The sequence below is a fragment of the Sphingobium herbicidovorans genome (assembly GCF_002080435.1).
GTDB classification, from domain to species: domain Bacteria; phylum Pseudomonadota; class Alphaproteobacteria; order Sphingomonadales; family Sphingomonadaceae; genus Sphingobium; species Sphingobium herbicidovorans.
Genome location: NZ_CP020538.1, coordinates 457475 through 476397, shown reverse-complemented (window position 1 = coordinate 476397; position 18923 = coordinate 457475). Strand labels below are relative to the sequence as shown.

Here is an 18923-nt window from a genome sequence, read left to right as displayed (position 1 = left end):
GGGGTGTGCCCGCCAGCTTTTCATCAGTCAGACGTCACAGGATGAAGTTAACCGTCGCCCTTAATGCGATAGCGACATGATCCTGCTGTTCTTCGGCGCTGAATTCGCCGCCAACCCGGAAGCTGTCGGTGCCGCCGATCAGCCGGGCACGGCCGGTCCAGCCATTGGTCCGATCTTCCGCGACCAGGGTAAAGGCCTGCCCGCCGGCAAAACGCGCGACCGTTGAACCCAGCGATCCGCCGATGATCTGGCGGCGGCCGCCCTCCAGTTCGACGCGCATCCAGCCTTCGCTGCGATCCAGGCTGCCAAGGTCATAGCCGAGCGACAGGCTTCCGTTTGCCGCCAGTTCGTCGCTGGTCCGCCCTTCGACCATCAGGTTGAAGCCGCCGCCGCCGCCAGTTTCATCGTAGCCTCCTTCCTTCAGCCGGTAATAGTCGATTCCTGCTGCCGGGCGCAGGCTGAAGCGGTTGAAGCGCATCTCATAGGATGCCCCCGCCGCCGCCGAGTAGAGCTTGCCAGACCAGTCGCCGCTCGCTGCGCGCGCGACATCGCCGCTTTCAAACCGGCGCGTTCCCCGGAAGTCGATGTGCGCGGCCGAGACGCGGACGAAGCTTTGCAGCGGTCCCCAGCTTCCCCGCCAGTGCGCGGCCAGTTCGAACTGGTCGGAATCGACGCTGTTATTCGTGCCCTTCGGGGAGTCGCCGCCGTGAATATAGGCGAAGGAGCCGCCGAATGCGCCAAGGCCGCTTAGATATTCCGCCCCGGCGCTCGCGCCCCAACCGCTGATGTCGTAGGATGCGGTGTTGCCGATGCTCTTGGAGCTGCCGAAGGCCACCTGCTGCAACCAGAAGCCCAGACGGCCATCCGCTGTCCGGTAGATGCCGCCGGGATCGGACAATATCCGCGCCGTCGCCCGCGATCCTGACGTCACTGCTTCGAACGCGCCACCGGCATGGTCGGGCAGCATCTGCCGCAGGTTAGCGGTCAGCGCTTCGCCGTTCGTGATCGCAAGGAAGCTGTCGGCGATTGCGCTGTCATTATCCAGCGCGTTGAAGATGGCGGAATAGGCGCGGGCGTTGGAGCCGGAAAGGCCCAGTTCCTGCACGCTTTTGGCCGCGATCGACAGGCGGACTTCCCCGGTGGCGCTGTCTCCGGCGACAGTCCCCTTGAACATGTAGGGCAGGAGCGCATCGCTAGACAGAGCGGGCGCTCCGTTCAGCGTCCCGGCGCGGAGAATGACATAGTCGCCTGCCGCCGCGCCGACGCTGGTAAGCGTCGCCTTCACCTGCGATCCGGCGGAAAAGGTCGCGGCCCCCGCTACATCGTAGAGGGTATTGGCGCCCGCTGCTGCATCGATGGTTACGCCGAGGACGGAAGCGCCGCTCGCCGTCAGCGAGCCGAGGGCAATAGATCCGCTGTTGGTGGCGTTGAGCGTCCCGCCGTTCAGCGTCACGGCGGTAGCGCCCCCGTTTAGCAGTGCGCCGGTGAGGACGGCACTGTCGGAGAGGGTTAGCGTCGATGCGCTGCCGCCAAAATCGACGGCTCCAGTAAGGCTGGATGTGTTGGCAAGAGAGAGTGCGGACCCGGCGCCGCCCAGCTTCACATTGCCGGTGAGGGTCGATGCGCTCGCGAGACGCAACTGGTTGCTGCCCCCGCCAAGATCGACAGCGCCGCTGATCTGCCCGGCGGAGACCGTCATGACGTCATTGCCCGACCCGAGGCGAACATCGCCCGTGATCGATGGCGCGGTCGCCGTCGCCGAAGCGGCGGCCTGCGTCAACGTGACGCCGCTGCTGTTGGCGGTCAGGTCGATGGCGGTGTTTGCGCTAGTCTTGCCGCCGGTCGCAGAAATCTTGCCACTGTTGCTGACGGTGGTGACAGTGCCGGAGGAGTCGAGGAGGGCGATTGCACTCCCCTTTTCGCTGCTGCCCGCCGTCGCGCTGAGCGAACCGCTGATCTTGATCGTTTGGCTGCTTGCTCCTGCGTCGATCACCAGTGCGCGGGCGGAGGTGCCCGACAGGCTTGAGCCACTGCTGCGGACCGTGCCGGAAACTTCGATTGTGGGGGCGCTGCTTCCCGCACCCAGACGGACCGCCGTCGCGTTGCTGTCGGCAGAGGTTGCCGTCACGGTGCCGCTGACCAGCAGACCTTTGGTCACGGACACATTGCCGCCAAGGCCGCCGATTACGAGGCCATTGGCATCGACGCCGTCATAGATGCCATAACCGGCGATCGCGCCCTTGACGATGACGCCATATCCCGAGGTTTCGGCAGCGACCGCCCCGATGCTGGTGTTGGCAGTGGCAGAGCCGATCTGAACAGCCGCAGCCGATCCATAGGTGGCGACGGCGGCGCTGCCCTCGCTGCTGTCGGTCAGGCCGTCATTATCGACATCGCTATCGTCGCTGTCGAGCGTGGGGGGCACGTCGAATATAACGCCGCCCGCGACATTGCCCGCGATGGTGACGGCAGAGCCGCCTTGCAACAGGTCGTCCGCGTCCAGCTTGCTGGTATCGCTCGGCCTGCTGGTGGAACGGTAGCCGGTGCTGCTGATCGATCCCTGGATCTTGAGCGCGCCGCCAATGTCGCCCAGCAGCGCCGCGCCCGTGCTGTTCGCGCCGGTTGCGGAGATTGATCCGCGCAACGTCACATTGCCGGATATGTCGTTTGCGATGATCCCGTAGCTGTTGTCGCCCACGACATTGATCGTGCCGCTATTGGACAGATTGCCCGTCAGCGGCCCGGCGAGACGGATGCCCGCAGACTGGTTGCCCTCTATCGAAATGGCGCCGCTATTGTCGATATTGCCGACATGCGACGCGCCTGCCTGAACGAAGATGCCATTGCGGTTCGTTCCTTTTGCGAAGGGGCCGTCATTGTCGCCGTCGTCATCGCTGTCGGTAGGGGTATAATCTTCGTCCAGCGTGATCGCGCCGCTGTTGACGATGGCGCCGCTGGTGCCGGGCAGCGCCAGTATCCCCGTCGCATTGCTCGCCCCGCTGATCTTCAGCGTGCCTGCGTTTGTCACCTTGTTGTTGCTGTCGATCGTGACGGCCGTTCCGCTGGTGAGGGTAATGGAACCGCCGGTTCCGATCGACAGGTCGTCGGCGGCTCCGTTGGCGACGGTTGATGTTCGGACCGGGGTGGTGGTGGATGAACCGATGGTGGTTTCCGCTGCCGCGTCGGCGAGGGTGAGGGCCGCCAGAACGGGCGCGATGGCCGTACAGGCCAGAATATGTCGCATGATGTCTCCCTTTAATCGCGGCTTTTTGATGAGCGCGCATGGTCGAGGGACGACACCGAACCGGCTGTTCCGTCAGTGAAAATGAAGGGACGGGAGATCAGAAGGCGAAATCGATCCCGATCCGCACGGTCCGGGGACGAAGCGGCGTGACATAATCGCCGCGCAGGTCAAAGGGCGTGCCCAACGAGAAGCGATTGCCCTCGCTGTCCAGCAGGTTCGTCAGGGTCAGCGAAAGTTGAAGCGGCCCGCGCGATACGCTGGCGGTCATCGCGGTATCGACATAATCGCCCTGATTGCGGCCGAGAACTGGTCCGACGCCGAGGCGGGAAGTGCCGACATAGCGCGCGGACCCGGTGAGGTGCATGCTGATGTCGTCGCTGATCCAACGGCGATAGTCGATCGCCAGCCTGCCCCCCAGATTGGCGACATTGGGCAGCGCCAGCGATTGATCCGCCAGGGTCAGCGCCCGGACGAAAGGCGTGGGCCGGTGAAGGCGGCTATCATTATAGATGATGCTGCCGTCCAGGGTGAGCGCAGGCAGCGGCCGGACGGCGATGCGTCCTTCAACCGTGTAGATGCGCCCATCGCCGATATTGGCCGTCGCGGGCAACCCGATGCGATCGATCACGTCCGCCTGGATGTCGCGCCAGTCGGTATAGGCGAAGCTGGCGCTGAGCGCGATGGGATCGCGCCCGGGCAGTCCCTTGCGGAAACCGGCTTCCAGGGTTGAAATCCGGTCGTTGCTGAACCGTCGCACATGCTGGTCATCCACGGCCAGCCCACCGGGACGGAAGCCCTGTTGAAAGCGGGCATAGACGGTCAACCCCGGAACGGCATCGCTGAGCAGCGACAGCGAGGGGAGAAAGATGGTTTCATTGCGATCCGCCTGCGCTTCTGCTCGCGCGATTTCGGCGCTGGACAATAAGGGGATGGGATCGAGAGCCTGACCGGAAAGCCTGCTGTTGGTCAGGCGACCGCCCGCCGTCACGACCAGTCCCGCCGCCAGTTCTAACGAGGCTTCCCCGAACATGGTGGCTTCGCGGATGCTGTTGCGAACGCCTGTCGCGGTCGCGGGCAGGCCGCCGCCATAGAGCGGGACGCCCGGTATCACCTGCGCCAGCACCGGCGCTGCGCCGTAGGATGTCAGCGACCGGGTGATCGCGGATGTGCTTTCGAGGTAGGACGCCCCGATTATCCATCCCAGGCCATTGTCGAGATCGCGCACCAGGCGGTTTTCGGTCGAGAAAATGGAAACGCGGTTCCGCTGCCGGAACAGGCTGGCTGGGGTGTCGGGCTGCGTCGCGTCATAGCTTTCGGACAATATGTTGCGCACATATCCGGTCGAGGAAATGAAACGCAGGTCGTTCCATTGCCGCTCCACCCGCAGATTTACGAGTGCATAGTCGGACGAATAGGGCTGTGCGACGCTGGAGGCGCGGGACAGGTCGCCTATCGTCCTGTCGGCATATTGGGCATCGTCACCCTTGATATGCTGGTAGACGCCGCCAAGGTCGATGGTCCAGTTTTCATCCGGGGCGAAGCGGAGGTTCGCACGGCCGCCATAGGTTGCGGTGCGGTTGACGTCATCAAGGCCGCGCCGAACGTCGTCAATATAACCGCCTTCCCTGACGCCATAGCCGACAAGCCGCAGCGCCAGCCTTTCGGGCGCGATGGGGACATTGAGCGTCGCGGACAGGTCGCCGCCCGGATCGCCATTCCGGATTGCGCTCACCCCCGCGGAGATATTGCCGCCATATCGGGCGAGGTTGGGCGGGTTGGGGATCATGCGGATGATGCCGCCCAGCGAGCCTGCGCCATAAAGCGTGCCCTGCGGCCCTTCCAGCACTTCTACGCCCTGCATGTCGTAGAGCCGGAGGTCCGGATCGGGCGCTGCGTAGTTGAGGCGCATGTCGCCCAGATATTGCCCGGTCGTCGCCTGGGTCGGCCCGGCCACGGCGGAATCTGCGATGGCGCGCAGGAAGAGTTTGTTGCGGCCCGAGCCTGCATGGGTCGAACTGAGGCTGGCGACCCGGCTGAGCAGGCTGGCGGTGCCTGCGGCGGCCTCTCCACTGGGGAGTGCGTTATAGTCCACGACCTCGACCAAACCGGGATAGCGGGGCAGGGGCAGGTCGCGCTTCGACGCGGTGACGACAATTTCGGCAGGGGGTGGCGCAGCGATGGGAACGGTCTGGGCCGGGGCGGCTTTGGTTGCGGGGCGAAGTGGCGCTTTGCGGACGATGCGCCATGTGTTGGCGTCGATCCGCTGGACGCTGGCGCTGGCACCCCGAAGCAAGCGTTTCAGGGCCGCTTCCGCTGTCAGGCGACCGTTGACCGCTGGCGTAGAAAGCGTGGCAAGCGATTGGTCGGAAATGCCGATGCTCGATCCCGTTTGACGGCCGAGCAGGATCACCGCCTCGCCCAGCCTTCCGGGGGCGATGCTGACCATCTGTCTGTCCGCCGCATCAGCAGGAACTGCGGCTGCGATTGCTACGGCGGCGACGAAAATGATGTCAGCGTGCCGGTGCATCCCCTTCCTTCAACAGCCAGCCGTCGCCTTGCCGGACGGCGGAAAGGCCCATGAGAGGGGCGGCGGCGGCGAAAAACCGGGGGGCGTTACGATCGATCCGTATGGTCCCGGTGAAGCGCGTCGCCCCTGCCGCCGGAGTTGCGGTGACGCGGACGCCCAGCGACCGGGCGATGTCTGCGCTGATCTGCGTCACGGGCATGTTGTCGTAGCTGAGCCGGCCCTGACGCCAGCTTGCGACCGTGTCGGGGGCTACATTCATGACGTGCAGCCCGCTGGCGTCCCGCGTCAGCCCGCGACCGGCGGGGAGGGCGATGGCCTGCGCCTGCGGGTTATAGATGACCTCGCCTTCCGACACGCCGATGCGCGTCGCGCCTGTGCTATGGACGATATTGAATACGGTGCCCGCATCTTCGAACACAGCGTCGCCCACGGTGACGCGGAACGGATCGCTGGCGTCATGGCGCACGGTGAAGGCGGCTTCTCCGCTGTCCAGCGCGGCGAAGCGGCTGTCCTTATGATCCAGCCGCAGCGTCGTGCCGCCGTTCATGTCGATGCGCGTGCCGTCGTCCAGAGCGATGCTGCGCGTTTCGCCGGGACGGGTGGTGATGGTGTAGATGTCGGAGCGGTTCCAGCTGGCGATCGAAAGCGCGGCGACCAGAGCCGCCGCCATCGCCCCGCCGCCGATCCATCGCATCGGCATCCATTGCCGTTGACCGAGATCGTTGGCGGGCGTTGAGGGAAAGACCGGATCGGCAGGCACGATGTCCGCCAGGTCGGCATCTGCCGCCATCAGTTCATCATAGGCAGACACATGTGCAGGGTCAGCCTCCAGCCATAGGGTGAAGGCGTCCCAATCCATAAAATCCGGATCGCGCGTGCGGATGACCCATCCGAGCGCTTCCTCGTGCAACATCAGGTTGGCCCCTGTCATATACGACCCCTTGCCGCGAGAGACGCCGCCAGCTTGCTCATTCCGTATCCAGCCTTTGCCGAAGGGTCATCAGCGCGCGATATGCCTTTTGCAGATCCTTCTCCACCGTGGTCAGGCTGACGCCCAGTTCCTCCGCGATCATCCGCTGCCCGACGCCTTCGATCCGAAACCGGCGAAAGACAAGTTCGACGCGCGGGCCAAGGTCGCGCAGCACGGCTTCGGCCTCTTGCAGACGCTCGGCCAGGATCATCCGTTCATCGACGCTGGCGGTTTGGCCGGGGTCGGCCATGACGCCACCGGCGCCTTCCGCCCAGTCCTGCTCTCTTTTTCCCCGGCGGGTGGCGGAGCGATAGCGGTCGAGCATCAGATTGTTCGCGATCCGGTACAGATAGGGCAGCGGATCTGCGATGGGGCCAAGATCCTTGGCCTCCAGCTTCATCCACATGTCCTGCAACAGATCCTCGGCGTCGTCCCCCGCGCCGCGCGCGCGCAGGAAGCGCAGCAACGCAGGGCGGTTCGCCAGAAATATCGATGATAGGCCAGTGGCCATGCCCGTTCGGGTCCCGTGCTGATGAGGCGGGTTGAAATAGAGGGCGGGGTAGGGCTTTGGCAATGGACAAGCGAAGGCGGTAGCCGCCATTGTCCTTGAAGCGGGGCGCTCCTGGCCGGAGAAGGCAGGGCGCGTTTGGAGGAAGAATGCAGGCGACGACCAGAGTTGACGTAGCGGCAGCGGAAGCGTGCGGGATAGACGCGGCGCGGTTGAGAGCGCTGGCTGACGCCCTGCACGACAATTATGTCGCGACAGGCAAGCTTCCCCATTTGCGGCTGCTGGTGTCGCGGGACGAGCGCGTGCTGCTGTCGCATGTCAGTGGCATGAGCCGGGCGACGGGCGAGCCGCTGGCGGAGGACTCGCTGTTTCGGATTGCGTCGATGACGAAGCCGGTCACATCGCTCGCCTTCATGATGCTGGTCGAGCAGGGGCTTGTCGCTCTGGGCGACCCGGTGACAAATGTCCTGCCGGAATTTTCAGGGCTGCGCGTGGGGAGGGACAAGCAGCCGCTGCGCCAGCCGATGCGGATGATCGACCTGCTGCGGCATATGTCCGGCCTGACCTATGGTTTGCAACGCCAGACGGCGATCGATGGGCGCTACCGCGAACTGGGTCTGGATGAATTTCAGCAGAAGCGCAGCGGCGATGAATTTATCGAGGCGCTGGCAGGGTTGCCGCTGGAGTTTTCGCCCGGCGAACGCTGGAATTATTCCGTTTCAACCGATGTGCTGGGCGTGGTGGTGGAACGGCTGAGCGGTCAGACGCTGGAAGCCTTTTTCGCCGAGCGCATCTTCGCCCCGCTCGGCATGCGGGATACGTTTTTCGAGCTGCCTGAGGAGAAGGTGGATCGGATGACGGACGCGTGGCAGCTCGGCCCGGACGGGCGGCTGTCGCTATACGATCGCGGTTCGCGTAGCGGCTGGCGACGGCGGTTGCGCTTTCGTTCAGGGGGCGGCGGGCTGATATCGACAGCGGAGGACTATCATCGTTTCGCGCGAATGCTGATGCGGGGTGGCGAACTGGATGGCGTGCGCCTGGTGCAGAGCGGGACGGTCGCCAGTATTCACGCCAATCACTTGCCCGGCGGCGGAGACCTTGCCCGTCATTCGGCGTCCATGTTCAGCGAAGCGGATTATGCGGGGGTGGGGTTTGGCCTGGGCGTTGCCACCGATCTGACGAGCGGCGAATATTTCTGGGGCGGTGTATTTTCGACCTTCTTCGTCGTCGATCCGGGCGAGAAAATCATCGGTTTGCTGATGACGCAGCATTTGCCTTCCAATGCCTATCCCGTGCGCCGCGAATTGCGCGAAGGCCTACGCAGGGCGATCATCGAGACGCGGTGCTGATCAGTTTTGAAGATTATGCTGCGCTGCAAAATTTGCTGTTGGCGCGGATGAGCGGGCTGTGCAATCATCGGGTTCGAATTCAGCCAAGGGGACCCGAAGTCATGAACCTCAAAGGCAACGCCACGCTTCCCAAGCCCGCGCCCCGGCAAGTCGACCCGCAGGCCCTTGCCCATGAGATCGTCGAGCGGCTGACCTATCGGCTGGGCAAGAATGCAGAAGCGGCAAAGCCCCACGATTGGTTGCACGCGGTGATCCTGTCGATCCGCGACCGGGTGATCGATGCGTGGATCGCCTCCACGCAGAAAACCTATGAGGAACAGGGGCGGCGGGTCTATTATCTGAGCCTGGAGTTCCTGATCGGGCGGCTGATGCGCGATGCGGCGTCCAACATGGAAATGCTGGACGATGTGCAGGCGGCGCTAAGCTCGCTGGGCGTGGACATTGATATCATCGCGGCGCTGGAGCCGGACGCGGCGCTGGGCAATGGCGGCCTGGGGCGGTTGGCGGCGTGCTTCATGGAAAGCATGGCGACCGTGGACGTGCCTGCCTATGGCTATGGCATCCGCTATGTGAACGGCATGTTCCGGCAGGAGATTTCGGACGGGTGGCAGGTGGAACTGCCCGAAACCTGGCTGACGCATGGCAATCCGTGGGAGTTTGAGCGGCGCGAGGCGAGCTATGAGATCGGCTTTGGTGGCCGTGTCGATCCTGCCGATGACGATGAGGCAGGCCCTCACCAGATGCATTGGCGGCCGAGCGAACGGGTGATCGCGACGCCCTACGACACGCCGATAGCAGGCTGGCGGGGCAAGCGCGTCAACACGCTGCGGCTGTGGGAAGCGCAGCCCATCGACCCCATCCTGCTCGACCGGTTCAATGCGGGCGACCATCTGGGCGCGCTGGCCGAGAGCAATCGGGCGGAATCGCTGACACGGGTATTGTATCCGGCTGACAGTTCACCGGCAGGGCAGGAACTGCGGCTGAGGCAGGAATATTTCTTCTCGTCCGCTTCCTTGCAGGACATTGTGCGGCGGCATCAGCAATATTTTGGCGACGTAAGGACGTTGGCGGACAAGGCCGCCATCCAGCTTAACGACACGCATCCTGCCGTCGCCGTGGCGGAGTTGATGCGCATTTTGCTGGACGATCACGGGATCGACTTTGACGAAGCGTGGGACATTACACGGCAGACGTTCAGCTATACCAACCACACGCTGTTGCCCGAGGCGCTGGAAAGCTGGCCCGTGCCGTTGTTCGAGCGGCTGCTGCCCCGGCACATGCAGATCGTCTATGCGGTGAACAGCCGCCTGCTGGGCGAAGCGCGGCGGTCGGGACATTTTGACGACAGGGCGATCGGCGCGATCTCGCTGATCGACGAAGGCGGCGAGCGACGGGTGCGCATGGGCAATCTGGCCTTTGCCGGATCACACAGCGTCAACGGCGTGTCGGCGCTGCATACCGAGTTGATGAAGGAAACGGTGTTCGCCGATTTCCACCGGCTGTATCCGGCGCGGATCAACAACAAGACCAACGGCGTCACTTTCCGCCGCTGGCTGATGCAATGCAATCCCGGCCTGTTCGGACTGGTCCGCGAAGCGATTGGCGACCGGTTCATGGATGATCCCGAGGCGTTGCGCGATCTCGACCGCTTTGCCGACGACAGCGCCTTTCAGGAGAAATTCCTGGCCGTGAAGCGGGCGAACAAGGTTGCGCTGGCAGAGCTGCTGCGGAGCCGCGTGAATGCGCGGATCAACCCGGACGCGCTGTTCGATATCCAGATCAAGCGCATTCACGAGTATAAGCGGCAACTGCTGAACATCATCGAGGCGGTGGCGCTGTATGACCAGATCCGGTCGCATCCCGAGAAGGACTGGGTGCCGCGCGTCAAGCTGTTCGGCGGTAAGGCCGCGCCCAGCTATCACAACGCCAAACTGATCATAAAGCTGGCGGGCGATGTCGCCAGAGCAATCAATCACGACCCGGCGGTGCAGGGGCTGCTGAAGGTGCAGTTCGTGCCCAATTACAATGTGTCGATGGCCGAGATGATGATACCGGCGGCAGACCTGTCGGAGCAGATTTCGACTGCTGGCATGGAAGCATCGGGCACCGGCAACATGAAGTTCGCGGTCAACGGCGCGCTGACGATCGGGACGCTGGACGGCGCGAATGTGGAGATGCGCGACCATGTGGGCGAGGACAATATCTTCATATTCGGCCTAACCGCGCAGGAGGTGAACGAGCGGCGCGCGAGCGGCTATAATCCGCGTGAGGTGATCGAGCAGAGCCGTGAGCTGGGGCAGGCGTTGCAGGCGATTGCCAGCGGTGTGTTTTCTCCAGATGATCCTGGCCGATATCGCGATCTGGTCCAGGGCCTCTACGATCATGACTGGTTCATGGTGGCGGCGGATTTCGAAAGCTATTCGTCGGCGCAGCGAAATGTCGATGCGGTCTGGCGCGATCAGGCGCAATGGGCCAAGCTGGCGATCCACAATGTCGCACGGATGGGGTGGTTTTCATCGGATCGGACCATAAGGGAATATGCGACCGATATCTGGAAGGTAATGTGATGACGGGCTGCATGCCCCGGTGCTGACGCCGGAAAAGATCGCGCGGCTGCTGGAGGGACGGGAGGACGATCCTTTCGCCACGCTGGGCGTTCATCCGGCGGACAAGGGCTTCACGGCCTGCGTGCTGCTGCCCGAAGCGATGGAGGTCACGGCATATCGGCTGGATGGTAAGCAGGTCGGCACATTGCCGCGGGTCGATGCGCGGGGACTTTTTTGCGGCAAGGTGGCGATAAAAATGCGCCAGCCGCTGCGTTACCGTGCAACCTATGCCGATGGCGGCGAATATCAGATGATCGACCCCTATGGCTTCGGCCCGGTGCTGGGGCCGCTGGACGATTATTATTTCGCTGAAGGGTCGCACGAGCGGCTGTTCGACAAGATGGGCGCGCATCTCATCAGTCATGAAGGCGTTGAAGGCACCCACTTCGCCGTATGGGCGCCCAACGCCAAACGTGTGTCGGTGGTCGGCGACTTCAACCAATGGGACGGACGCCGGGGATTGATGCGGCGGCGGCGGGACGCAGGCGTGTGGGAGATATTCCTGCCCGACGTCGGACCGGGCAGCCCATATAAGTTCGAGATCATGGGGACCGACGACGCGCTGTTGCCGTTGAAGGCTGACCCCTTCGCTTTCCGGTCGGAATTGCGCCCATCCACGGCGTCGATCGTGGCCGACCATCCCGGTCATGTCTGGGGTGATGAGCGGCATCGCGACTATTGGGCGAATGTCGATCCCCGGCGTGAGGCGATTTCCATCTATGAGGTTCATGCCGGATCCTGGCAGAAAGACGAGCATGGGAATTTCCTGGGCTGGGACGAACTGGCGAACCGTCTGATCCCCTATGTGGTGGGGATGGGCTTTACCCATATCGAGTTCCTGCCGGTCAGTGAGTATCCCTATGACCCGAGCTGGGGTTATCAGACGACCGGCCTCTATGCCCCGACGGCACGGTTCGGCGAGCCTGACGGCTTCGCACGCTTTGTGGATGGCGCCCATCGTGCCGGAGTGGGCGTGATACTTGACTGGGTGCCCGCGCATTTCCCGACCGACGCGCATGGGCTGGCGCGCTTCGATGGGACGGCGCTCTATGAGCATGAAGACCCGCGCAAGGGCTTTCATCCCGACTGGAACACCGCGATCTACAATTTCGGGCGGCGGGAGGTTGCGCAGTTCCTGATCAACAATGCGCTGTTCTGGGCCGAGCGCTATCATGTCGATGGACTGCGGGTGGATGCGGTCGCGTCGATGCTGTATCTCGACTATTCGCGCAAGGAAGGCGAGTGGATCCCCAATGCGCAAGGCGGGCGGGAGAATGTCGAGGCGGTCGATTTCATCCAGCAGATGAACAAGGCGCTGTACGGCGCGCATCGCGGTGTCATGACGATTGCCGAGGAATCGACCAGTTGGCCCAAGGTATCGCACCCGGTGCATGAAGGCGGGCTGGGTTTCGGGTTCAAATGGAATATGGGTTTCATGCACGACACGCTGCGCTATCTGGCGCGCGATCCGGTGCATCGCCGCCATCATCATGACGACATCACCTTTGGCCTGCTCTACGCCTTTACCGAAAATTTCGTCCTGCCGTTGAGCCATGACGAGGTGGTGCATGGCAAGGGATCGTTGCTGCACAAGATGGCGGGGGACGATTGGCAGAAGTTCGCTACGCTGCGCGCTTATTATGCGATGATGTGGGGTTATCCCGGCAAAAAGCTGCTGTTCATGGGGCAGGAGTTCGCCCAGCGCCAGGAGTGGAGCGAGGCGCGGGCGCTGGACTGGCATCTGCTGGAACATGGGCCGCATCAGGGGGTGCAGCATCTGGTAAGTGACCTCAACCGGCTCTACCGGTCCCGCCCCGCGCTGCATGCGCGCGATTGCGAGGTGGAGGGGGTCGAATGGGTGCTGGTGGACGCCGCTGCGGATTCCGTCTTTGCATGGGCGCGGCGAGCGCCGGGTGAAGCGCCGATTGTCGTCATCAGCCATTATACGCCGACGCTGCGGCACCATTACCGCATCCACCTGCCCGCCGCCGGACGGTGGCGTGAGATCATGAACAGCGATTCTGCTGACTATGGGGGCAGCGGTGCTGGCAATCTGGGGTCTGTTTTCGCGGATGATAATGGTTGGGCAGAGATCGTCATTCCGCCGCTGGCGACCCTGATGCTGGAACTGGATCATTGAAGCCGACGAACGCGCGAAGGCGGTCGCGGGCATGAAGGAAAGGAGCCCTATGCAACCGAGACATCAGCCGATCGCTCGTGACGCGATGGCCTATGTCCTGGCAGGCGGGCGCGGCAGCCGCCTTGCCGAGCTGACCGACCGTCGCGCCAAGCCCGCCGTCCATTTCGGCGGAAAGGCCCGGATCATCGACTTCGCCCTGTCCAACGCGCTCAATAGCGGCATCCGCCGCATGGGCGTGGCGACGCAGTACAAGGCGCATTCGCTGATCCGGCATTTGCAGCGCGGGTGGAACTTCCTGCGGCCAGAGCGCAATGAGAGCTTCGACATCCTGCCGGCCAGCCAGCGCGTTTCGGAAAGCCAATGGTATGAAGGCACGGCCGACGCGGTGTTCCAGAACATCGACATCATCGAAAGCTATGCGCCCGAATATATGGTCATCCTGGCGGGCGATCATGTCTACAAGATGGATTATGAGCTGATGCTTCAGCAGCATGTCGACAGTGGCGCTGACGTCACGGTCGGATGCCTGGAGGTGCCGTTGCGGGACGCCACCGGCTTTGGCGTCATGCATGTCGATGAACAGGACGTCATCACCGCCTTTGTCGAAAAGCCCAAAAAGCCGCCCAGCATCCCCGGCAATCCCGGCGTGGCGCTGGCCTCGATGGGCATTTACGTATTCCGCACCCGTTTCCTGATCGAGGAATTGCGGCGGGACGCCGACGAACCGAACAGCGGGCGCGATTTTGGCGGCGATATCATTCCGCATATCGTGAAACATGGAAAGGCGGTCGCGCACCGCTTTTCGAGCAGCTGCGTCCGGGCCGAGAGCGAACCGGTGCCCTATTGGCGCGATGTGGGGACGCTGGATGCTTATTGGCAGGCGAATATCGACCTGACCGAAGTGGTGCCGTCACTGGACCTGTACGACCGAAACTGGCCATTATGGACCTATTCCGAAGTCACGCCGCCTGCCAAGTTCGTGCATAATGAAGAGGGTCGGCGCGGGTCTGCGACGTCTTCGCTGATCGCGGGCGGGTGCATCGTGTCCGGGTCGGCGCTGCACCGCAGCCTGCTGTTTTCCGGGGTGCGGACGCATAGTTTCTCGTCCATCACAGAAAGCATCATCATGCCCGATTGCGTCATCGGGCGGGGCGCGCGGCTGCATAAATGCGTGCTGGATTCCGAAGTGGTGATCCCGCCGGGGCTTGTCGTGGGCGAAAACCCGGACCATGACGCGCTGCGGTTTCGCCGGACGGACAGCGGCGTGTGCCTGATAACGCAATATATGATCGACCGGCTGGCGGGCTGACGGGGAGTTGAGCAAGACAGTGTCGATGCAGCTGCTTTCGGTCGCGTCCGAAATCTATCCCTTGATCAAGACAGGCGGGCTGGCCGATGTGACGGGCGCGTTGCCCGGCGCGTTGGCGGATCATGGCATGGCCGTGCGCACGCTGGCGCCGGGCTATCCTTCGCTGATGTCGCGCCTCGGCAGGGCAAAGTCGGTGCGACGCTATGACTCGCTGTTCGGGGCGCCTGCGTCAGTGCTGGCGGCGAAGGTCGGGGAACTGGACCTGCTGGTGCTGGACGCGCCCGAATTTTTCAATCGGGAAGGCGGGCCCTATGGCGACCCGACCGGGACCGACTGGAACGATAACTGGCGTCGCTTCGCCGCGCTGTCGCGGGTTGGGGCGGATATCGCCGCTGAAGGCGTCAAGGGTTGGCGTCCCCAGCTGGTGCATGCCCATGACTGGCAGGCGGCGATGACGGCCGCCTATATGCGCTTTGGTCCCGCACATGCGGTGCCCAAGGTCGTGACGATCCACAATCTTGCCTTTCAGGGACGGTTCGGGGCGGACGTGTTCGCCGGGCTGGGGCTGCCGCCAGAGGCGTGGGGCGTCGATGGCGTCGAATATTATGGCGGCATCGGCTATCTGAAGGCCGGGCTGGTGTCGGCGGACGCGATCACGACGGTCAGCCCAACCTATGCCGAGGAAATCCGATCGCCAGCGCAGGGCATGGGACTGGACGGGCTGATCAACGGCCGGGCCGACCGGCTGCATGGCATATTGAACGGTGTCGATACGACAATCTGGGACCCGACCGCCGACGGCCTGATCGCGCGACATTTTTCCGCGCGCTCCCTTGCCGGACGGACGGCCAACCGGCGAGCGCTGGAAAAGCATTTCGGACTGGATCAGGACAATGCGCCGCTGTTCATCATCGTCAGCCGCCTGACATGGCAAAAGGGCATGGACCTGGTCGCCCAGGCTATCGACCATCTGGTGGGATTGGGCGGTAAGCTAGCGGTGCTCGGAGCGGGCGATCATCCGCTGGAGGGCGCGTTCCTGGCGGCGGCGGACCGGCATCGCGGGCGGGTGGGTGCGCATATCGGCTATGACGAGCCTTTGTCGCACTTGATGCAGGCAGGTGGCGACGCGATATTGATCCCTTCGCGCTTCGAGCCGTGCGGGCTGACGCAGCTTTATGCGCTGCGCTATGGCTGCGTGCCGGTGGTTGCGCGGGCGGGCGGGCTTGCGGATACAGTGATCGATGCCAATGAGGCGGCGGTGGGCGCGGGTGCAGCGACGGGGGTCGTCTTTCCGCCCGCCGACCCGCTGGCGCTGCACGGTGCGATCGCGCGGACGATCCGGCTGCATGGCGACAGGGCGCAGTGGCAGGCGATGCAGCGGGCAGGGATGCGCGCCGACTTTTCCTGGAGCCACAGCGCAACGCGCTATGCCGCGCTGTTCCGATCGCTGGTACAGGGCGCGGCGTGACGGCGTTTGGAGCCGAGATAGGCGCGAATGGCACGCGGTTTCGGGTCCGCTCGCCCGATGCCGCCCAGCTCTGGCTTTGCATCTTCGATGACGGCGACCGCGAAACGCGGCTTCCCATGGCGCGCGATGAAGAGGGATATTGGTCGCGCTACGTTCCGGGATTGAAAGAGGGCGCGCGCTATGGATTGCGGGCCGATGGTCCTTATGAACCGGCGGCCGGGCTATGGTTTGATCCGGCAAAGCTGCTGCTGGACCCCTATGCGCGCGCGATTGACCGGCCATTCGTCTACGATCCGCTGCTGGCTGCGCCGAGGGTGGATGGCGTAGATACGGCGGCGATGATGCCCAAGGGCGTGGCCGTGAAGCCCTTGCCACCTTGCCCCTCCGCGCCGCCATTGTTCAGGCGCGGGGGATTGATCTACGAGTTGCAGGTGCGCGGCTTTACGATGTTGCATCCCGATGTGCCCGAAGCGCAGCGCGGGACGATTGCCGCGCTTGGTCATCCGGCGATCATCGATCATCTGCGGCGGCTGGACGTCAGCGCGGTGGAACTGATGCCGATCACCGCATGGATCGACGAGCGGCATTTGGGCCCGCTGGGGCTGCGCAACGCCTGGGGCTATAATCCGGTGAGCTGGTTTGCACTCGACCCGCGCATCGCACCCGGCGGCATCAAGGAATTGCGGGAAGCCGTGCAGGCGTTGCACGCGGCGGGCATCGGCGTGATCCTGGACATGGTCTATAATCATGACGGCGAAAGCGATGCGCTGGGGCCCACATTATCGCTTCGTGGGCTGGATGCGCGACGCGCGTTTCGGCAGGACGCTGACGGGCGGCTGATCAACGATACAGGCACGGGCAACAGCATCGATTGCAATCACCCAGCGATGCAGGATCTGATCCTGGCGTCGCTGCGGCATTTCGTGATGCAAGCGGGCGTGGATGGATTCCGGTTCGATCTGGCGCCCGCGCTGGGGCGTTTGCCGCATGGGTTCGACCCGGACGCGCCTTTGTTGCGGGCGATGCGCGAAGATCCGGTGCTGAACGATCGGGTGTTGATCGCCGAGCCTTGGGACATTGGCCCGGGCGGCTATCAGCTTGGCCGCTTTGGCGAGCCATGGATCGAATGGAACGACCGCTATCGCGACGATGTGCGGCGGTTCTGGCGCGGGGACGCTGGCACGCTGGGAGCGTTCGCGACGCGCCTGGCGGGATCATCGGACATTTTTGGCGAGCGCGGGAGCAGCCGGACGGTCAATTTCATCGCGGCGCATGACGGCTTTACCCTGGCCGACCTGACCGCATACGAACATCGGCATAACGAAGCGAATGGCGAGCAGAACCGCGACGGCCACGGTGAGAATTTCAGTTGGAATAACGGGGTGGAAGGGGAAAGCGGCGACCCCGCCGTCGTCCAAAGGCGCCGGCGTGACGTCAAGGCGCTTCTCTCAACCCTGTTCTGCTCACGCGGGACCATCATGTTGACCGCCGGGGACGAATTTGGGCGCAGTCAGCGGGGCAACAACAACGCCTATGCGCAGGACAATGCGATAGGGTGGGTCGATTGGACGGCACGCGATCCAGCCATCGAAGCACATAGCTTTGCAATGGCGGCGTTGCGGGCGGATCGGGTCGAGCTGGGCGATCCGTCGCTACTGACGGACGAGGATGTAGAGTGGTTGGATGAGGATGGTCGGCCGCTGACTTCCGCGCAATGGGAAGATGCGGGGCGCAGGCGCATGGCGATGCGCTATCGCAAGTCCGGTTTCTTTCTATGCATCAATGGCGCGGATGAAATCTGCATTTTCCGCATCGCCGGGCAGGATGTGCAGGTGGGGCCTCGGTCGATCATGCAGGGTGGCGTTGAAGTCCTGACCTGACCAGTCCCGATATTTGCATATCGGCGCGATTTGCTGAAAAGGGCTCACGGAGCCGCTCCCAAAGCGCGACCATTGAAACAGGAGAGCATGTGTGACGCAGAATCAGCAGCTGGCGACTATCGCCGTACTTGGCGGCACCGGCAAGGAAGGCAGCGGATTGGCGCTGCGCTGGGCCAACAAGGGGCACAAGGTGGTCATCGGCAGCCGCACCGCCGAGCGGGCGCAGGAAGCGGCCGCGCAGATGAACGAAGTTCTGGGCCGTGGCAATGTGACAGGCGCCGCCAATGCCGATGCCGCCGCGCAGGCAGAGATCGTCGTCCTGGCCGTTCCCTACGCCGCGCAGCAATCGACGGTGAAGGACGTCGAAAGCGCGCTGGTGGGCAAGATATTGATCGACGTCACTGTTCCCCTGATGCCGCCCAAGGTCAGCCGTGTGCAGCTTCCCGATGGTGGTTCGGCGGTGGAAGCTGTGCAGAAAATGCTGGGCGACGGGGTGCGCGTTGTGTCCGCTTTCCAGAATATCAGCGCGCATCACCTGACCAAGCTGGACGAGGACGTTGAATGCGACGTCCTGGTTTGCGCCGATGACCCGGAAGCCGCCGACCTGGTAGTCGCGCTCGCCGAGGAAATCGGCCTGCGTGCATGGAATGCCGGGCCGCTTTGCAATTCGGTAGTGGCCGAAGGACTGACCTCTGTCCTTATTGCGCTCAACCGCAAATATAAGGTGCCCGGATCGGGCATCCGCATAACCGGCGTGTGAGGAGGCGCTCCGGTCATGCCTTAAGAAGAGGCATGGCCAACGCTCGCTTCAGCGAGATCTGACGATGAAAATATGGTGAGCCCTGCTGGATTCGAACCAGCGACCTACTGATTAAAAGTCAGTTGCTCTACCGACTGAGCTAAGGGCCCTCACGGGTGAGGT

11 protein-coding genes and 1 tRNA gene are annotated in these 18923 nt (G+C 63.5%); 7 read left to right on the top strand and 5 right to left on the bottom strand.

Annotation, left to right across the window (positions count from 1 at the left end):
• Positions 1 to 34: 34 nt before the first annotated feature.
• From B6S01_RS02250 to B6S01_RS02235, 4 genes are all read right to left on the bottom strand, one after another.
• Positions 35 to 3244, bottom strand: coding sequence for an autotransporter outer membrane beta-barrel domain-containing protein (locus tag B6S01_RS02250; RefSeq protein WP_037463052.1), 3210 nt, complete (start codon positions 3242 to 3244; stop codon positions 35 to 37).
• 97 nt (positions 3245 to 3341) lie between these two features.
• Positions 3342 to 5771, bottom strand: a complete 2430-nt coding sequence (locus B6S01_RS02245) for a TonB-dependent receptor domain-containing protein (protein ID WP_037463050.1) — start codon at positions 5769 to 5771, stop codon at positions 3342 to 3344.
• Positions 5755 to 6684, bottom strand: coding sequence for a FecR family protein (locus B6S01_RS02240; protein ID WP_037463049.1), 930 nt, complete (start codon positions 6682 to 6684; stop codon positions 5755 to 5757). The genes B6S01_RS02245 and B6S01_RS02240 overlap by 17 nt, the downstream gene beginning before the upstream one ends.
• A 55-nt stretch (positions 6685 to 6739) precedes the next feature.
• Positions 6740 to 7252, bottom strand: coding sequence for an RNA polymerase sigma factor (locus B6S01_RS02235; RefSeq protein WP_037463048.1), 513 nt, complete (start codon positions 7250 to 7252; stop codon positions 6740 to 6742).
• A gap of 146 nt (positions 7253 to 7398) precedes the next feature.
• On the opposite strand from B6S01_RS02235, the gene B6S01_RS02230 reads away from it, so the two are divergent.
• The 7 genes from B6S01_RS02230 (at position 7399) to npdG (ending at position 18761) form a co-directional block, all read left to right on the top strand.
• Positions 7399 to 8598, top strand: coding sequence for a serine hydrolase domain-containing protein (locus B6S01_RS02230; protein WP_037463046.1), 1200 nt, complete (start codon positions 7399 to 7401; stop codon positions 8596 to 8598).
• A gap of 101 nt (positions 8599 to 8699) precedes the next feature.
• Positions 8700 to 11165, top strand: a complete 2466-nt coding sequence (locus B6S01_RS02225; RefSeq protein ID WP_037463180.1) for a glycogen/starch/alpha-glucan phosphorylase — start codon at positions 8700 to 8702, stop codon at positions 11163 to 11165.
• Positions 11166 to 11184: 19 nt separating this feature from the next.
• Complete coding sequence (gene glgB, locus B6S01_RS02220) at positions 11185 to 13344, top strand: 1,4-alpha-glucan branching protein GlgB (protein WP_037463045.1); 2160 nt, start codon at positions 11185 to 11187, stop codon at positions 13342 to 13344.
• Between the two features lie 49 nt (positions 13345 to 13393).
• Positions 13394 to 14653 carry a glucose-1-phosphate adenylyltransferase gene (gene glgC, locus B6S01_RS02215; protein ID WP_037463044.1) on the top strand — a complete coding sequence of 420 codons (1260 nt, stop codon included), beginning with the start codon at positions 13394 to 13396 and terminating at the stop codon, positions 14651 to 14653.
• Positions 14654 to 14672: 19 nt separating this feature from the next.
• Positions 14673 to 16121, top strand: a complete 1449-nt coding sequence (gene glgA, locus B6S01_RS02210; protein ID WP_037463178.1) for a glycogen synthase GlgA — start codon at positions 14673 to 14675, stop codon at positions 16119 to 16121.
• The gene (glgX, locus tag B6S01_RS02205) at positions 16118 to 18001 is read left to right on the top strand and encodes a glycogen debranching protein GlgX (RefSeq protein ID WP_037463042.1); all 1884 of its coding nucleotides are present in this window, start codon (positions 16118 to 16120) and stop codon (positions 17999 to 18001) included. Before glgA ends, glgX begins: the two co-directional genes overlap by 4 nt.
• A 91-nt stretch (positions 18002 to 18092) precedes the next feature.
• Positions 18093 to 18761, top strand: a complete 669-nt coding sequence (npdG, locus tag B6S01_RS02200) for an NADPH-dependent F420 reductase (protein WP_037463041.1) — start codon at positions 18093 to 18095, stop codon at positions 18759 to 18761.
• A gap of 73 nt (positions 18762 to 18834) precedes the next feature.
• Here the strand turns inward: npdG and B6S01_RS02195 are convergent.
• A tRNA-Lys gene (locus B6S01_RS02195) sits at positions 18835 to 18910 on the bottom strand.
• Positions 18911 to 18923: the final 13 nt, after the last annotated feature.

What these genes read in the sequence shown, in the direction of transcription:
- B6S01_RS02240 (WP_037463049.1), bottom strand. Translation starts at nt 6,684, where the DNA reads ATGTTGCACGAGGAAGCGCTCGGATGGGTCATCCGCACGCGCGATCCG.
- B6S01_RS02250 (WP_037463052.1), bottom strand. Translation starts at nt 3,244, where the DNA reads ATGCGACATATTCTGGCCTGTACGGCCATCGCGCCCGTTCTGGCGGCC.
- glgC (WP_037463044.1), top strand. Translation starts at nt 13,394, where the DNA reads ATGCAACCGAGACATCAGCCGATCGCTCGTGACGCGATGGCCTATGTC.
- B6S01_RS02235 (WP_037463048.1), bottom strand. Translation starts at nt 7,252, where the DNA reads ATGGCCACTGGCCTATCATCGATATTTCTGGCGAACCGCCCTGCGTTG.
- B6S01_RS02230 (WP_037463046.1), top strand. Translation starts at nt 7,399, where the DNA reads ATGCAGGCGACGACCAGAGTTGACGTAGCGGCAGCGGAAGCGTGCGGG.
- B6S01_RS02225 (WP_037463180.1), top strand. Translation starts at nt 8,700, where the DNA reads ATGAACCTCAAAGGCAACGCCACGCTTCCCAAGCCCGCGCCCCGGCAA.
- B6S01_RS02245 (WP_037463050.1), bottom strand. Translation starts at nt 5,771, where the DNA reads ATGCACCGGCACGCTGACATCATTTTCGTCGCCGCCGTAGCAATCGCA.